The organism is Faucicola sp. SE7633 (assembly GCF_059264685.1).
Genome location: NZ_JCADBW010000003.1, coordinates 144,355 through 159,984 on the forward strand (window position 1 = coordinate 144,355; position 15,630 = coordinate 159,984).

General features: G+C 51.5%; 16 protein-coding genes. 7 read left to right on the plus strand and 9 right to left on the minus strand.

From position 1 onward, the window contains the following. Nucleotides 1-193 precede the first annotated feature (193 nt). Entirely contained in the window at nt 194-1,567 is a 1,374-nt protein-coding gene (locus tag AC5L4R_RS02285) for a JmjC domain-containing protein (protein WP_494472182.1), read from the minus strand. A 139-nt stretch (nt 1,568-1,706) separates the two neighbouring features. Between AC5L4R_RS02285 and AC5L4R_RS02290 the strand changes: the two genes are divergently transcribed. Continuing rightward, nucleotides 1,707-3,392 (plus strand): fatty acid--CoA ligase, encoded by a 1,686-nt coding sequence (locus AC5L4R_RS02290; RefSeq protein ID WP_494472183.1) that lies wholly within the window; start codon nt 1,707-1,709, stop codon nt 3,390-3,392. Nucleotides 3,393-3,643: 251 nt separating this feature from the next. Here AC5L4R_RS02290 and AC5L4R_RS02295 read toward each other — a convergent pair whose 3' ends face one another. The 6 genes from AC5L4R_RS02295 to accB form a co-directional block, all read right to left on the minus strand. Continuing rightward, nucleotides 3,644-4,072 (minus strand): acetyl-CoA carboxylase biotin carboxyl carrier protein, encoded by a 429-nt coding sequence (locus AC5L4R_RS02295; protein ID WP_494472184.1) that lies wholly within the window; start codon nt 4,070-4,072, stop codon nt 3,644-3,646. A 29-nt stretch (nt 4,073-4,101) separates the two neighbouring features. Continuing rightward, nucleotides 4,102-4,860: a 5-oxoprolinase subunit PxpA gene (gene pxpA / locus AC5L4R_RS02300; RefSeq protein WP_494472185.1), complete on the minus strand. Its 759-nt coding sequence runs from the start codon at nt 4,858-4,860 to the stop codon at nt 4,102-4,104. Between the two features lie 29 nt (nt 4,861-4,889). Then, nucleotides 4,890-5,930 carry a 5-oxoprolinase subunit C family protein gene (locus AC5L4R_RS02305; RefSeq protein WP_494472186.1) on the minus strand — a complete coding sequence of 347 codons (1,041 nt, stop codon included), beginning with the start codon at nt 5,928-5,930 and terminating at the stop codon, nt 4,890-4,892. A 77-nt stretch (nt 5,931-6,007) separates the two neighbouring features. After that, nucleotides 6,008-6,703, minus strand: a complete 696-nt coding sequence (pxpB, locus tag AC5L4R_RS02310) for a 5-oxoprolinase subunit PxpB (protein WP_494472187.1) — start codon at nt 6,701-6,703, stop codon at nt 6,008-6,010. Nucleotides 6,704-6,751: 48 nt separating this feature from the next. Then, on the minus strand, nt 6,752-8,209 hold the full coding sequence (accC, locus tag AC5L4R_RS02315; RefSeq protein ID WP_494472188.1) for an acetyl-CoA carboxylase biotin carboxylase subunit: 1,458 nt from the start codon (nt 8,207-8,209) through the stop codon (nt 6,752-6,754). A gap of 104 nt (nt 8,210-8,313) precedes the next feature. Next, a complete protein-coding gene (gene accB, locus AC5L4R_RS02320) occupies nt 8,314-8,829 on the minus strand; it encodes an acetyl-CoA carboxylase biotin carboxyl carrier protein (protein ID WP_494472208.1) in 516 nt (171 codons plus the stop codon). Nucleotides 8,830-9,018: 189 nt separating this feature from the next. Here accB and AC5L4R_RS02325 point away from each other — a divergent pair, with 189 nt between their 5' ends. From AC5L4R_RS02325 to AC5L4R_RS02335, 3 genes are all read left to right on the plus strand, one after another. Then, nucleotides 9,019-9,966, plus strand: a complete 948-nt coding sequence (locus tag AC5L4R_RS02325) for a lantibiotic ABC transporter permease (protein ID WP_494472189.1) — start codon at nt 9,019-9,021, stop codon at nt 9,964-9,966. A 33-nt stretch (nt 9,967-9,999) separates the two neighbouring features. After that, nucleotides 10,000-10,653, plus strand: a complete 654-nt coding sequence (thiE, locus tag AC5L4R_RS02330) for a thiamine phosphate synthase (RefSeq protein ID WP_494472190.1) — start codon at nt 10,000-10,002, stop codon at nt 10,651-10,653. Between the two features lie 200 nt (nt 10,654-10,853). Beyond that, a complete protein-coding gene (locus AC5L4R_RS02335; RefSeq protein ID WP_494472191.1) occupies nt 10,854-12,359 on the plus strand; it encodes an NAD-dependent succinate-semialdehyde dehydrogenase in 1,506 nt (501 codons plus the stop codon). Between the two features lie 92 nt (nt 12,360-12,451). Here the strand turns inward: AC5L4R_RS02335 and AC5L4R_RS02340 are convergent, their stop codons facing one another. Together AC5L4R_RS02340 and AC5L4R_RS02345 are read right to left on the minus strand one after the other, a co-directional pair. Further along, on the minus strand, nt 12,452-13,261 hold the full coding sequence (locus AC5L4R_RS02340) for an alpha/beta fold hydrolase (protein ID WP_494472192.1): 810 nt from the start codon (nt 13,259-13,261) through the stop codon (nt 12,452-12,454). A gap of 131 nt (nt 13,262-13,392) precedes the next feature. Continuing rightward, nucleotides 13,393-14,331 carry a pseudouridine synthase gene (locus AC5L4R_RS02345; protein ID WP_494472193.1) on the minus strand — a complete coding sequence of 313 codons (939 nt, stop codon included), beginning with the start codon at nt 14,329-14,331 and terminating at the stop codon, nt 13,393-13,395. Between the two features lie 32 nt (nt 14,332-14,363). Here AC5L4R_RS02345 and AC5L4R_RS02350 point away from each other — a divergent pair, with 32 nt between their 5' ends. The 3 genes from AC5L4R_RS02350 to AC5L4R_RS02360 all read left to right on the plus strand — a co-directional run. Further along, nucleotides 14,364-14,840, plus strand: a complete 477-nt coding sequence (locus tag AC5L4R_RS02350) for a hypothetical protein (RefSeq protein WP_494472194.1) — start codon at nt 14,364-14,366, stop codon at nt 14,838-14,840. A 5-nt stretch (nt 14,841-14,845) separates the two neighbouring features. After that, on the plus strand, nt 14,846-15,190 hold the full coding sequence (locus tag AC5L4R_RS02355; protein ID WP_494472195.1) for a hypothetical protein: 345 nt from the start codon (nt 14,846-14,848) through the stop codon (nt 15,188-15,190). A 47-nt stretch (nt 15,191-15,237) separates the two neighbouring features. Beyond that, nucleotides 15,238-15,630, plus strand: a 393-nt coding sequence (locus AC5L4R_RS02360) for a transposase (RefSeq protein WP_494478025.1), incomplete at its 3' end; no start/stop codon positions are given.

Consider the following 15,630-nt stretch of genomic DNA (forward strand, 5'->3'; position numbering starts at 1 on the left):
TAAATAAAGTAAAACTGCACCTAGACAAGGATAAGGTGTTTGGTTTTAGACAATAACTTTAACAGGATAATATCGGCAGAACAATCACAGAACAAGTTTAGCCAACCAATTTTAACAAAACCGCTGAAATCGGTGGTTTTTTGCACGCTTGGCTTTAGGCGGTTGGTTTTAGATGTTTATCATTTGTTAAGCGTTAAAAGCTTGTGTCTGTGTCTAACCACACCCAACCATTTTCTAGCCAGTCGGCAAGGTCATCTAGCGGCACGCCAGCCGCGTCAAAATCCGCCGCCGTCAAACGCTCCCCATCAGCAAGGCGGCGCAGCAGCGCTTGCGCGTTGGGTGCGATGTCATCGGGCGCGATGTATTCGCCATTGATAAACAAATCAACAGCCAAGCTGTCAGGGTTTGCGGTATTGATACGCGGCTGATACACCATGCGTCCTGCCAAATCTTGCCGCACGCCTGCACCGTCTGCCAAGGCTTGCGCCAATGCATCCAAATCGGTCAAATCGTCATCAAGCTCGGGCAGTAGCAAATCGTATTGGCGTTTGCTGACGGTTTCCATGATGGCGCGGCTAAGCAGTGCGTCGCCTTGTGCGCTTTGTAGCATGGCAAGTAGCTGACGCTTGATGTCAGCAAGGCTTTCGGGCGCGACCATACCCACCGACCGATGGGCAGCAGGGTGGGGCGGTTGGGCGATTTTTAGCGGAATTGCCAGCGCGTCTTCATGCGTCGCCACATCTGCCAGCGCATCTAGCAACGTCAGTACCGACGGGCGGCGGCATCCAAATGAAAATGTCAGGCAATCATCCAACGCCACACCATCATGCGCCAAATTGCTGGGTACATACAGCACGTCACCTGCCGATAGCACGTCATCAAAAATGATTTGCCCCATGTCGCTTAGCACACGCAGCGGCTGATTGGGCAAAAACTCGCTGTTTGCGTCGCACATTTTGCCCAGTCGCCAGCGGCGTTTGCCGTAGCCTTGTGCCAAAAATACGTCATAATTGTCATAATGACCGCCCACGCCGCCGCCTGCAGGCGCGTAGGATACCATGATGTCATCGCGCTGCCATTGCGGCACAAAGGCGAATGCCTGCCACAGCAAGGCAAGTTCGGGCGACCATTGTTCCAAGTTTTGTACCAATACTGTCCAATGCTCGGGCAAGTGTTGCCAAACATTCGGGCTAAATGGGCTGGTTTGTAGCTGCCATTGGTGGTCTTGTTGGCTAATTAGCCGCGCGGTGGCGTTGTCATCTTGTGCCAGTGCCACGATGTCATCGGGTTCAAATCTGCCGATGAGTTGCGGCAAGCCGTTTTTGATGAGTAGGGGTTTTTGTTGCCAGTATTCTGCCAAAAACTGCTCAGCGGTGATGTCGGGCGGTAGGCATAGCGGAATGGTTGGGGTAGGCGTTGGCATCATTTGGTCTAATCGGGCGGTTAAAGATTGGCGTGATTGTAGCATAGCTGGCGGTGGGTCGGTAGTTGTCGCTGATGGAATGGGTTTAATCGGGTGGGTGGCGCAGTACTTTACAAGCGTGATTTTTTCAGTTATGTTAAGCACAACACGCCCTAATATCAATAATAATTGCCGCAAGGACGCTGGCAAGCATGGGCGGCTTGGGTAGGGCGGTTGTCGTGGTGATTGACAAGCCTTAGCCGTGTCATGCAGTGATGAACTCAATACAGGAGCCAAGGAAGGTATGAGTGCAATTTTAAACCAACACGACGACTACCACGCTGTTTCACAGGCGCATTATTTTCCACTACTTGTCAAATCATTGCTGTACCGTGCGCGCGCGGTGGCCAATGATGAGCGTATTTATTACGCTGATAAATCCCACTACACCTATCGCGAATTTTTTGCTCGTATCCACCGCTTAGCCAATGTATTGATGGGCTTAGGGTTACAAGGCGGTGATATTGTCGCGGTGATGGATTGGGACACGCCGCGCTATTTGGAATTATATTTTGCTGTGCCGATGTGTGGGTTGGTTTTGCAAACTGTCAATGTGCGGCTATCACCTGATAAGGTGCTTTATACGCTCAATCACGCCCGACCCAAGGCGTTATTTTTGAATGCCGAATTTGCACCCATGGTTGCCAATCGCTGTGACGATGTGCCAAGCCTTGAGCATGTGGTGTGGATGAGTGATGACGGCACGCCCATCCCAAATGCCACCAAAACTAGCAATAACGATATTGTGGGCGAATATGAGGCGTTATTGGCCGCAGCAAGCCCGACGTTTGATTTTCCTGATTTTGACGAAAACACCATTGCGACGACGTTTTATACCAGCGGTACGACGGGCGACCCCAAGGGCGTGTTTTTTACCCATCGTCAGTTGGTTTTACACACGCTTGGGCTGGTGGCAACAGTCGCGCCAAACTGTGATCCGCACGGCATTCGCTACAGTGATGTGTATATGCCGCTTACGCCGCTGTTTCATGTGCATGCGTGGGGTGCGCCGTATTTGGCGACAATGTTGGGGCTCAAGCAAATTTACCCAGGGCGTTATCTCCCTGCACGGTTGGTAGATTTGATTGAACAGCATCAAGTTACGTTCACTCACGGCGTGCCTGCCATTGTGCAAATGCTGCTCAAAGAAATGACAAGCCGTGGCGGACGGTTTAATGGTTTAAAAATGTTGGTTGGCGGCTCACGGCTAACCGAAGGGCTGGCGCGTGCAGCCGTGGCACAGGGTATTGAAGTGGCAGCCGCTTATGGTATGTCAGAGACCGCGCCAATTATCGCGACGGCGACATTTCGTGCAGATGATGACCCCGACCCCGACCAAGCCATCCAACGCCGCATTCGTACAGGCACGCCCGCGATGCTGACCGAAATCCATATTTGGGGGGAGGGTGACCAACGCCAGCCACAAGATGGGCGCAGCGCAGGCGAGTTGGTGGTACACGCACCTTGGCTTACCCAAAGCTACTATAAAAACCGTGATGCAGGCGAATCATTGTGGCAAGGTGGCTATTTGCACACGCAAGACATTGCCCACATGGATGCACAAGGCAACGTACAAATCACCGACCGCCTCAAAGACGTTATCAAAACGGGCGGTGAATGGGTATCATCGCTTGAGATAGAAACAATTTTGTCGTTGCATCCCAGTGTTGCCGATATCGCGGTGATTGGCGTATCCGATGACAGATGGGGCGAGCGTCCATTGGCGATAGTTGCCCTCAAGCCCGACCATGCCAACACCAATGCCGAGGATATTTTGGCATTGGGACAGCAAGCGGCAGAGCGTGGACTGATTGCCAAATACGCCATTCCAAGCGAGCTTAAAATTCTGCCCGAACTGCCCAAAACCAGCGTCGGTAAATTGGACAAAAAGGTCATGCGTCAGATGTTTGCCGCAGGGTTGTATGGTTAGGCTTGCGCCAACCAGCCTAAAACTAAATCAAAAAAGCCTAGCCGAATATGCTGGGCTTTTTATTAAAAAACCCATAGGGTTGTATAATGCACCGTATATGCTAAACTAAACATATTTTTACCAATCAGACGGCAAACATTGGTATATATTATTTAACATAATATACATTATGCGAAATATGATAAAATCGACCAGAAATCGCGCAACAAAAGCCCGTATCTATAAACGGGCTGATACATAACGTACGCAAATTAACCCAGCGTCAGCAACACGCTGTCGTATTCCACCTTGGCATCATGCTCCAACACGCTTGTCACCGTGCCCGCGTATTCACTGACCACTGGTAGCAGCCGCGCCAATGATGCAACATAGCCGATGGTATCACCAACTTGCACACAATCACCAACTTGCACACACACAGGGCTGATGGCATCGGGCGCGGTTTTGAAACGTCCAACATAGGGCGAACGAATGGCAAGCGGCTCTTGGTGTTGGTGTGGCTCTGGGTTTGGGGTGTGTTCAGCGGTGATAAGTCGAGCTGGCACATTGGTCAGCGTGCGGTCAGTGCGGTTTTTAACATACACACACGTGTCACCCACCGCAACCTCAACACTGACAAGCTGACTTTGGGCAATCAGCTGCACCACGGTGCGTAATTGTGCGGTGTCAAAATTTAGCATAATTTGGTCTCTTAGGTTTTGGCAAAAGTTTAAGCACGTCTGGGCGCGGCAATCGCAATGCCTTGTTCGTTTAGTGTGGCAAAAATCCGCTGGGCAAAGGCAACCGCGTGTGCCGAATCACCATGTAGGCAAATGCTATCCGCTTGTACGGCAATGGTTTGACCATTGATGCTGGTGACCGTGCCTTGGGTAATCATTTGTAGGACCTGTGCCAAGGCTTCGTCGTCGTTTTCAATTACGGCATTGGGCTGGCTACGCGCGACCAACGCGCCGTTGTCTTCATAGCGGCGGTCGGCAAAGACTTCGGATTCTACCGCCAAGCCAAGCGCGCGCGCGGCATCAATCAATGCACCGCCCGATAATGCCATGACGGATAGATTTGGGTCAAACTGTTGAATGGTACGCGCCACAACGGCGGCAAGCGTTGGGTCTTTGGCGGCTTGGTTGTACAACGCGCCGTGTGGTTTGACATAAGATAGCGTCACGCCGACTTGCTTGCATAAGGCTTGTATTGCGCCAAGTTGGTAGCTTAGCACGGCAGCAACATCGCTGGCGGCTAGATATTGGTTGGTTCGCCCGAAGTTTGCGCGGTCATCATAGCTTGGGTGCGCCCCAACGCGCACGCCGTGTTGTTTGGCAAGTTGCAAGGTTTGGTACGCTGTCACGGCAGAGCCTGCGTGCAATCCACAGCAGATATTGGCAGAGCTGACAATCTCAAGCAATGCCGCGTCTTGCCCGCATTCTTCAGCCACATCCGCGTTTAAATCAATGCGCAATGCTGGGTTCATGTTAAATCCTTATAAAAAATATTTAAAAATCATAAACTTGCATACCGACGAATCTGCGCCACATAACGCTCGTATTGCGTGCGCGCGGCAATCGCTTGTGCCAATTCCACATAAGCAAAACGGCACGCCTGCCCAAAACGCAACTGGGCAAAACGCCCGATATCAGCCTCAATGATGGTCGCGATTTTGGGATAGCCGCCTGTGGTTTGGGTATCTGCCATCAGTACGATGGGCTGCCCCTGTGGCGGCACTTGAACCATGCCAATATCAACACCGTGTGAATGCATCTGTAGCGGTGCGTCTAGCGTCAGCTCTACCCCCTCAAGGCGATAGCCCATGCGGTTACTGCTGCTGGTGAGTTTCCACGGTGTATTGACAAAATCCTGCTGTGCGCGGCGGCTAAATGCAGCAAATTCACTATTTTTTAGCACACGTATCAGCGGTGTGTCAGGATGGTCGGCAGCGATTGCTTGCAAATCTTGGCTCAAGGTTGGCACAAATGGCGTTACACCAATCGGCTGGCTATTGGCACGACCGCGTTCATGGCTGTCGGCAACGACTGTCACGCTATCCCCTGCTTGTAGCATGCGCCCATGATAGCCGCCAAAACCTGCCTTGCTGTTGGTGCTTGCCGAACCCAGCACGCTTGCCACTTCAATACCGCCTTGTACGCACAAATAACCGTGCATGCCTTGCACCGCGCGCACCAGCGTTAGGGTATCGCCTGCCCGCGCCTGCGTGCGCCAACCGTTTGGCACACGCTGTTTGTCGTCCATAACTCTGCTTAAATACGCCTCAAAGAGCGCGCCAGTTAAGCAAAACACCGTATCTTGGCTAAAGGTTAGCGTCAATCCGCCCAACGTGATTTCAATCGCGGCAGCATGGTCGGCATTGCCCAATAGCGCGTTGCCTGCACGCAATGCCCATGTGTCCATCGCGCCGTTGATACCGATACCAAAACCGCGCTGTCCAAAGCGTCCCAAATCCTGCACGCTGGCTAAGCCACTGACGGCTTGAATATTTAACACAGGCTTGGCGTTGGTTGGTGTGGTTGCATGCTGCGGCTGCATGGTTGGCATCCCCTACTCGATTTTTAAGTTTTTTGGTATTGTTTAAAAAATTACTTGAATGTAAATGGTCGTTTAACCTATTCAAGCACATCAACCGCGACAAATTGTAAGGTATCGCCTGCTTTGAGCAACGTCGGCTGAGGCTTAGCAATATCAAACAACGGCAAATCCGTGCGCCCCAGTAGCTGCCAACCGCCTGGTGAGGCAAACGGATAAATGCCCGTCTGCTCGCCACCAATACCGACCGAACCTGCAGGCACTTGCTTGCGCGGTGTGGCGTGGCGTGGCATGTGTAACGCGGCAGGCAAGCCGCCCAAATACGGAAAACCAGGCTGAAAACCAATGAAATACACGGTATAAATCGGCGCAGTGTGCTGCGCGACCAGCTCGGCAACGCTTAGGTTTTTCATCGCTGCCGCGGCCGCCAAGTCAGGGCCGTATTCACCGCCATAGCGTACGGGAATTTTGATGTGTTGCCCGTCAATCTGCTTGGGCTTACGGTTATGGTCGGTAAAATCTTGCAAGGCGCGTTGCAAATGGTGCAATTGAGCAACGCTTAACGCGTGGGTATACACGCTTAGCGTATTCATGCCAACAACCGTTTCAACCACCCACGGCCCGACGCCTGCCAACGTCAAGATAGCCTCCGCCCAACGCCAACATAACTGCTGCTGCTCAAGGGTGACAGGTTTGGGCAAAAACAGCGTCAAGCATCGCTCACCACAAATTTGCCATGTTTCATGCGGCATAAGGTTGTTAGCGTCCGTTGGCATGGTTTTTATCCTATGGTTTGATATGGTGAACAGCAAATGTGCCCGTGGTTACGCATTGGGTGCGATCAAGCGGTCTTTGGGTAAATCTGCGCCGTTCATCGGTAGATTGGCTTGATTTGCCGCTAGCCATTCTGCCAAATAATGAATACTGCTGCCGCCTTGGACAAAGGCTGTATCTGCCAAAAACGCTTGGTGCAAGGCCTTGTTGGTCAAAATCCCCGTCACGGTCAGCTCTGATAATGCCGCTTGCATTTTTGTGATGGCTTGCTCACGGGTCGGTGCGTACACGCACAGTTTGGCAATTAGGTTGTCATACTGCGTCGGTATGCGATAGCCCGATTCAATATGGCTATCGACGCGCACGCCATTGCCTGCAGGCAGGTGGCAATAGTCAATCTTGCCTGCGCTCGGCATAAAGCTAAACGGATGCTCAGCATTAATACGGCATTCGATGGCATGCCCTAAAAGCGTCACATCATCTTGGCAAAAACTTAAGGGCTCACCTGCTGCGACCTTGATTTGCTCGGCAACCAAATCAATGCCCGTTACAAGCTCGGTCACAGGATGCTCAACTTGAATGCGCGTGTTCATCTCAATAAAGAAAAACTCGCCATTTTCATACAAAAACTCAAACGTACCCACGCCGCGATAGCCCATTTGGCGGCACGCATTGACACAAGCCTGCCCGATTTTGGCGCGCTCGGCAGCGCTGATGTGTGGGGCAGGCGCTTCTTCAATAACTTTTTGGTGACGGCGCTGGCTTGAGCAGTCACGCTCACCCAAATGCACGGCGTTGCCATGGTTATCGGCGATAACTTGAATCTCAATATGACGCGGCTGCTGCAAATAACGCTCCATATACACGGTGGGATTGCCAAACGCGGTGCTGGCTTCTTTTTGGGTCATTGCCACAGCGGCAAGCAGCTCAGTTTGTTGGGTCACCACGCGCATGCCACGCCCACCGCCACCGCCTGCTGCTTTGATAATCACGGGCAGACCAATCTGTTCTGCCAATGCCAGTATCGCTGCGTCATCGTCAGGCAGTGCACCGTCCGAACCTGGTACGCACGGCACGCCTGCAGCCAGCATGGCTTGTTTGGCGGCAACTTTATCACCCATTTGGCGGATATTGGCAGCGGTTGGCCCGACAAACGTCAAGCCTGCCTGCGCCACACGCTCAGCAAATTCGGAATTTTCTGACAAAAACCCATAACCTGGGTGAATCGCTTGCGCGCCCGTCAATTCTGCTGCCGCCAAAATCGCGTCTTGATTGAGGTAGCTTTGGGTAGAAGGTGCGCCACCGATACACACGGTTTCATCCGCCATGCGCACGGGCAATGAATCACGGTCAGCGGTTGAATGCACCAGCACCGAGCGGATACCCAGTAATCGGCACGCCCGAATCACCCGCAGGGCAATCTCGCCACGGTTGGCAATCAATAGTTTGTCAAAATATGGGCGATTGGTGGCGGGGTTGGTCAAAGCGTTGTGAGCAGTTGCAGTCATGGGGGTGTTCCAACGATAAAAACAATAAAAACCCACGCGGTATGTCACGCGCGTGGGCAAATGCGCGTCAATTTGGTCGCGCCATGTAAACCAAATATGAACAACTAGCCTAGCACAATCAGCGGTTGGTCGTATTCAACCATATCGCCATCCTTGGCTAAAATGTCGCGCACCGTGCCTGCGCGCTCGGCTTTGACCTCGTGCATGATTTTCATCGCCTCGATGATGCACAAGGTATCACCCACCGCCACCGTTTGACCCACGTCAATAAACGGTGGGTGGTCGGGGCTGGACTTGCGATAAAATGTGCCAACCATCGGTGAGGTGATGGGCGCAGCGGCAGCCGTGTTGGTGGCTGGTTGAGATGGCGTGGCTATCGGGTCAGCGTTGGCAGCTTGGGGAGATGGATTGGCGGTTTGCACAGGTTTTGGTTGAGCGTGTGGCGGACGCGGTGCATGGATGTCGTGGGTGGGTGCGGTGGCAGCATTTGAGGCGGTTGTCTCATGCGCATGGCAGACAATGCGAATTTGGGTATCGCCTTGGCGCAGCTCCAAAACATCGATATTGGCTTGTTCGGCAAGCGCCAGTATGTCCGCCAACTGCTGCAAATCAATAGTCATCGCCACGTATATGCCCTCTTGTGCCCATGCCGATTTGGCAAGCCTTTTGGTGACCAATTACTATAGCATAGCGGTCAGATTGGTGACAATATCTGCACCGCCAAGCCAAGAAATATTTCTCGCCAAGCGGGTGCTGCGTGGTAAGATTTGGCTTTGTGTTGCGGCAGCAAGGTTAGGGAGAATCAAACGATGTTGCGATGGATTGCCAAAAATAGCACGATTGTGATGCCAGCGTTGTGTGTGCTGGGTATGGTGTTGCCCGATTTATCGACGATGGTGCTTAAGACCCTGCCTGCAATTTTGTTTTTTTTGATGTTTTTTACTTTACTTGGGTTGGATGAACGTAAGCTGCTACGCAACATGGCGTTGCCCAAAACGTGGCGGTTTGCGGTCATGCAAACGGCAGGCATGACCCTGATTGCCACGGGGGTGGCGTGGCTGTGCGGTGCGCGTGGAGATTTGCTACTGGCGATTGCGGCGGTATCGGTGACCGCGCCGTTGTTTGGTAGTGGTGCGTTGGTCAATGCGCTTGGGTTTGATGCGCTTGAGGCTATGGCCATGACGATTGCCGCAACGTTGTTGATGCCCGCGATTTTGTTGGGTGTTTTGACGCTGCTAGCGGCAGATGGCGCGACGGTGGATTTTGCCTTGTATGGGCGGCGGCTGGCGGTGTATGTCATTGCGCCGATGATATTGGCGGCGGTGGCACGGCGCACGTTGCCCACACGCTGGCTGCAAACCGCCTATCCGCTGGTGGCGCGGTACAATATCATTTTGTTGATGGCGTTTCCGCTGGGCTTGGTGGGCGGTTTTCGGCGTGAGCTTGACGACGATCTGGGCACGGGTGTTTTGTTGTTTGTCATCGCGGTGGCGTTGGTGGTGTTGTATTATTTTGGCATGTATATGCTGTATCGCAAAAAGGGGCTGGAGGAATACATCACCGCCTCGCTGATTAGCGGTGGGCGCAACTTGATGCTAACCTACTCCATTGCGCTGCCGTTTTTGGGTACAATGTTTTTGCCGCTGGTGGGTGCGGCGCAATTACCGATGTTTAGCCTGTCGTGGGTGGCACGGCGGATGATTGCACGCCACCATCGTGAGCAGGGCGCAAAGCCCACCATCACGCTTGATAGCTGATGGCATAACACCGATTGTGAAAAGGATACAACCATGCGTAAGCCTGTGGATTATCGTCTGTATTTGGTGACTGACCAAAGCTGCCTGCCTGCAGGCGTGACGTTGGCACATGCGGTTGAACAAGCGATTGTGGGCGGCGTGACGTTGGTGCAACTGCGCGAGAAAAACCTTGATAGTCGCGCGTTTTATGAACAAGCGTTACAAATCAAAGCCATTTGCGACCGCCACAATGTGCCGCTACTGATTAATGACCGCGTGGATATCGCGCTGGCGGTCGATGCCGATGGCGTGCATGTCGGGCAAAGTGACTTGCCTGCTGCTGTCGCGCGGCGATTGCTGGGCGCGGATAAAATCATTGGCGTGTCAGCGCGCACGGTGGCACAAGCTTGCCAAGCCCAAGCGGATGGTGCGGATTATATCGGCGTGGGCGCGGTGTTTGCCACCCACACCAAACACGATGCCAAAACGGTGGACATGCCGACGCTTGCCGCTATTTGGGCGGCGGTGGACGTGCCGATGGTAGCCATTGGTGGTATCAATGCCAAAACCTTACCCACCTTACAACAAAACTTACTGATCACGGGGGTCAAAACCAGTGGCATTGCCGTGGTGTCAGCGATTTTGGGCGCAGATGATAGCCGCGCGGCTGCGGCCGCGTTAAAGCGGCTGTGGATGAATGAGGGCTAGTTTTTAAAGATTGTATTAGGCTTGGGGTGCAGCCTTGACGGATTTTTTTCCTTCACGTATAGTTTATAGATTTGATTGTTTTTTTAAAATATCTAAGCGATAACAATCACCCAACAAACATTACACACGCCTGTTGTACCATCGCCTACAATAGCTGGGCGTAAACCGATTTTTTTGCCACAAATAAAAAAGGACAAACCATGTCAAACCAACCAACCGACACCATTTGCCAACACCTCAAAGACCCAAGCCTACTACAAACCGACTGCTTGATTAACGGCGCGTGGCAAGCTGCCAGCGATGGGCAAACCTTTGCGGTGACCAATCCGTATGATGGTGCAACCATTGCACAAGTGGCAAGCCTGTCTGCCGATGACGTGCGCGCTGCTGTTGCCCATGCCACCCGTGCACAAGCCGACTGGGCGGCACAAACGGCCGAGGCACGCGCCAAGATTCTGCACCAATGGGCCGATTTGATTGATGCCAACCGCGACGACTTAGCAACCATCATGACGCTTGAGCAAGGCAAGCCGATTGGTGAAGCGCGTGGCGAGATTGACTACGCCAACCGCTTTATCCGCTGGTTTGCCGATGAAGGCAAGCGCGTGTATGGCGACACCATCCCTGCGCCTGCCAGCGACGCGCGTATTTTGGTGCTCAAGCAGCCTGTTGGCGTGTGTGCAGCGATTACGCCATGGAACTTCCCTGCGGCGATGATTACACGCAAAGTCGCGCCTGCCTTGGCGGCAGGTTGTGCGATTATCGTCAAACCTGCCGAGTTGACACCCCTGACCGCATTGGCCTTGGGCGAATTGGGGCAGCGCGCAGGCTTGCCTGCAGGCGTGCTGCAGTTGGTGACGGGTAAATCCGCTGTGGTCGGCGGTGTGCTGACAAGCGATGCGCGGATTCGTAAACTATCATTCACAGGTTCTACCAAAACGGGGCGGCTATTGATGGCGCAATCTGCCGATACGCTCAAAAAGCTGTCGATGGAATTGGGCGGTAACGCGCCGTTTATCGTGTTTAATGACGCGGATTTGGACGCGGCTGCCGATGGCTTGATTGCATCTAAATTTCGCAACGCAGGGCAAACGTGCGTGTGCGCCAACCGCGTGTTTGTGCAAGCTGATATCAAAGAGGCGTTTTTACAAGTGTTGTTGCCCAAGGTGCGCGCCCTGCAAGTCGGCAATGGCATGGATGACAGCACCACCATCGGGCCGCTTATCAATGCCAACGCGGTGGACAAGGTGCGCGATTTGCTCAATGACGCATTGGCCAATGGGGCGAAGTTGGTGTTGGGCGAGCCCCTACCCGACACGCCTGCCAAACTTGCCAATGGCGCACCCAATTTATTGATTGAGCCGATTGTCATTGAGGGTGTGACCGATGACATGGCGATTAGCCAGCAAGAAATTTTTGGGCCTGTGCTGGCCATAGCAACGTTTGATGATGAAGCCGAGGTCATCGCGCGCGCCAATGCGACCGAGTTTGGCTTAGCCAGTTATTTTTATACCAACGATTTGGCACGCTCTTGGCGCGTCACCGAACAGCTAGAATACGGCATGGTCGGGCAAAATACGGGATTAATTTCTAATGAGGTTGCGCCCTTTGGTGGTGTGAAGCAGTCGGGCTTTGGGCGCGAGGGCTCAAAATACGGCATCGATGAATACATCGCGGTCAAATACTGGCAAGTGCGCTTAACTTAAACACCGTGCTCTCAAACCAGCGGCTATGACTAAAATATTTATGGCTAAAACGTCATAGCCGCCTACCCTAACAGTTTGACTTTCTGCCTTGTCTAAGGCGTTGAATCAAGCCGTTTTAGCCATGCCAACACGGTGTAATTAAATAGCTCGGGCTCATCCACCGTCACCCAATGCGATGTTTTGAAACCGCTGACTTGATTGACAGGCTTTTTGGCCACATCAATCAGCCATGCCGCTGAATGAAACATCGTCGGCTTTTGGGTAGCATAAGCAAACAAAAATGGGCAGGCAAAATCCAGCGGTTTTAAGTCGTTAAATCCGCCTTTGGCTTTTGTCCATGCCGCGTAATACGGATAGCCCATGTTGGCATGAATTGACTTGGCAGGGGCAGGCGCGCCCAGCACCTTACCCACCGTTTCGGCAATGGCATCACCGATGCGGCCATTGATGCGAAACGCGGCCGCCAAGGGCAGTTGATAGCCTGCAATCACTAGCCTATCTTTGAGCGTCAAGCTTGCATTAAACGCCTTGCTGTAAGCGTCGCCAACATCGACACCAACCAAACGACTAACGCGCTTAGCATAGCGCAGCGCATACTGGTAGCCATACAGACAGCCCCAGTCATGGGTCATCAAAATCACGGGTTGCTCGGGGCTGACGTGATCAATGACTTGGCGAATGGTGTCGATGACTTCTTGCAACGAAAATACCCGTGGGGGTGCGTCAGGCTGGTCAAACGCAGGCAAGGTAAATGTCACGCAGCGGTAATGATCCTTAAAAAACGCAACTTGTTGTTGCCATAGAGCTTTGGTGTCTGGCCAGCCATGAATCATGACCAGTGTTTGCTCGCCGTCGCCTTCAATACTGCCATTTACGCCTGCGATTTGAAAATTGGTTGCCATCGTTGCCTCGGACTCGGTGTTGTGTGTTGTGTGTTGTGTGTTGTGTGTTGTGCCAGTAAGCTAGTTTTAGCCGATGGTGGGTAGTTGTCAAGCGTTTTATGATAAATTAACCTTGTGTGACCAAGTGTTACTTATGATTCACTGCATAATACCAACGTCTGTTGGCTGATAAATTGACGCGCCTGTCCGCTGATGGGGTCAATAAAGTCAATGGTTTTTGCCAGTAGCTGTAACGGACGCGACAAGTCGCTTGTGCCGATGGGCTGCACGGTTGGATAAAGGTTGTCGTTGAGCAGCGGCATACCAAGGCTTGCCATGTGGACGCGCAGTTGATGTTTTTTGCCTGTTAATGGGGTAAGCTCGTAGAGGCTCACCGCGCCGCCGTGTTGTATCAGTTTGATATCCGTCACCGCGTTGGGCGCGCCTGCCACAATTTGGCTTAAAAAAAACGGCTCACCGCGCTCAATGCGGTTGGCCACGCGATACGGGTACGCCAAATCCGTGCGCGTGGGCGCGATGGCGTGATAGACCTTGTGCATGGTGTGGTTGGCAAAACCTTGTTGATAAATGCCACGGCTGGCAGGATTGACCGACAGCAGCATCACGCCTGCCGTGTCCTTGTCCAAACGGTGCAAGGGCGATATCGCCATGATATCAAGTTGCCCTGCGGCATGACGCGCCAACAAGTCAGGATGGCCGCGCAGCTTGGCAAGGACAGTCTGCTCGACATATTGCCCCGTTGGGATGACAGGCAGCCCGTGCGGTTTGTCGATGACCAACAGATGTTCATCAAGGTGCAATAGGGTCGGCTCGGCGGCAATGTATGGTTCATTTGCCACAGCGCGGTAATATTGCAGCGTCTGCCCTGCCCGATATGGCGCGGACGCTGTTTGAGGGTTGCCGTTGGTGTCAGTCACCAAACCATCTGCGAACCGTGCTTGCCAGTCGTCACGCGGAATATGGGCAAAATGCTGGCTAAAAAAATCCAGCAATGTGCCTTGTAGATAGGCGGTGTCGTGCGGTAGATAAATCCGACTGGATTTTGCGGTTGGTGGTTTGGTGGCGGTCATTTGGTTGCGATTGGTTGAGATTTGGGGCGGTATTGTCTCAAATGTTGATGGCGGCGACAATCTTGGCGCGGTTCAAAGGTCTTATCAATTCAATGACGAAGACAAGACAAGACAAGACAAGACAAGACAAGACAAGACAAGACAAGACAACAAATTTTAAATCAGCGTCATTTTTTTCGCATAAAAAATCTTTTTGGCATATTTTTGAATATTTTTTGGCTACAGTTCACTTGTTGTATTGGTTATTCTTTAATTTATTTTTTGAGGCAAAAAAAGAAAATCTTGTGAAATCAATACAACATAAAAAATTCTTATATGGTCGGTTAATAAAAGATAACGAATTTAAGCATAGCTTAAGCCCTGTTTTTCAAATAAATCTAACAAAACGGGCAACCAGGGATATGCTGATTTTTTTTACTAGAAAACCCTGCTTAGATAAGCATATCTCTTTTCCTTATGATTCTACTAAGCCACATCCTGATTATCCAGTTGATTTTAGGTTAGAGTAACAATTATGAGTTTAGCTAATTCAAATAAACTCGGTGGAGCAAATCTAGTAAATAGACTTGTACCGTTTGTCTTTTTAATAATTTGGAGTGGAGGGGCGCTATTTTCTAAGCTAGGTTTACAATATGCAGACGTTTGTAGCTTTCTTTTTTTAAGGTCAGCTTTGGCACTATCTATGCTTATCATGATATTTTCATCCAAAAAAGAATATCCTGCTGTAATACCTACACTTAAAAAAAATGATTTTTTTCGTATTATTGCTTCAGGGCTACTGCTGCAAGTTCTGTATTTAGTTTTCTATTTTTTATCCATTAAGAAACCTTTGCACGAACAAATGCACAAAAGTTTGTAAAAATGATATAATACAGTAAAATCAACCAGATAGCAAAAGACACCGATATGGCATGGAAACAAACAGGGCAACTGTCCCTAGCAGACAGTCTCATTAACGCTCACAAAGCCATCGAAGAACTCGATGAACTACATAACCTAATCAACTGGCAAACTATCGAACACACTCTACGCCACGTCCATAGCAGTGACCGTGGCGAAAGTGCCTTTCACCCTGTCATCATGTTTAAAATCTTACTACTACAAAAACTCTATAACCTATCCGACCCAGCCATGGAAAAACAACTGGCAAGAGATTTACTATTTCGTCGCTTTGTTGGATTATCACTTACCGATAACGTACCCGACCACAGCACCATCTGGCGATACCACAAACACCTAGGTGAACTTGGACTCATTGAACCCTTATTCAACCAAATCAATGAGCAACTAGCCGAGCAA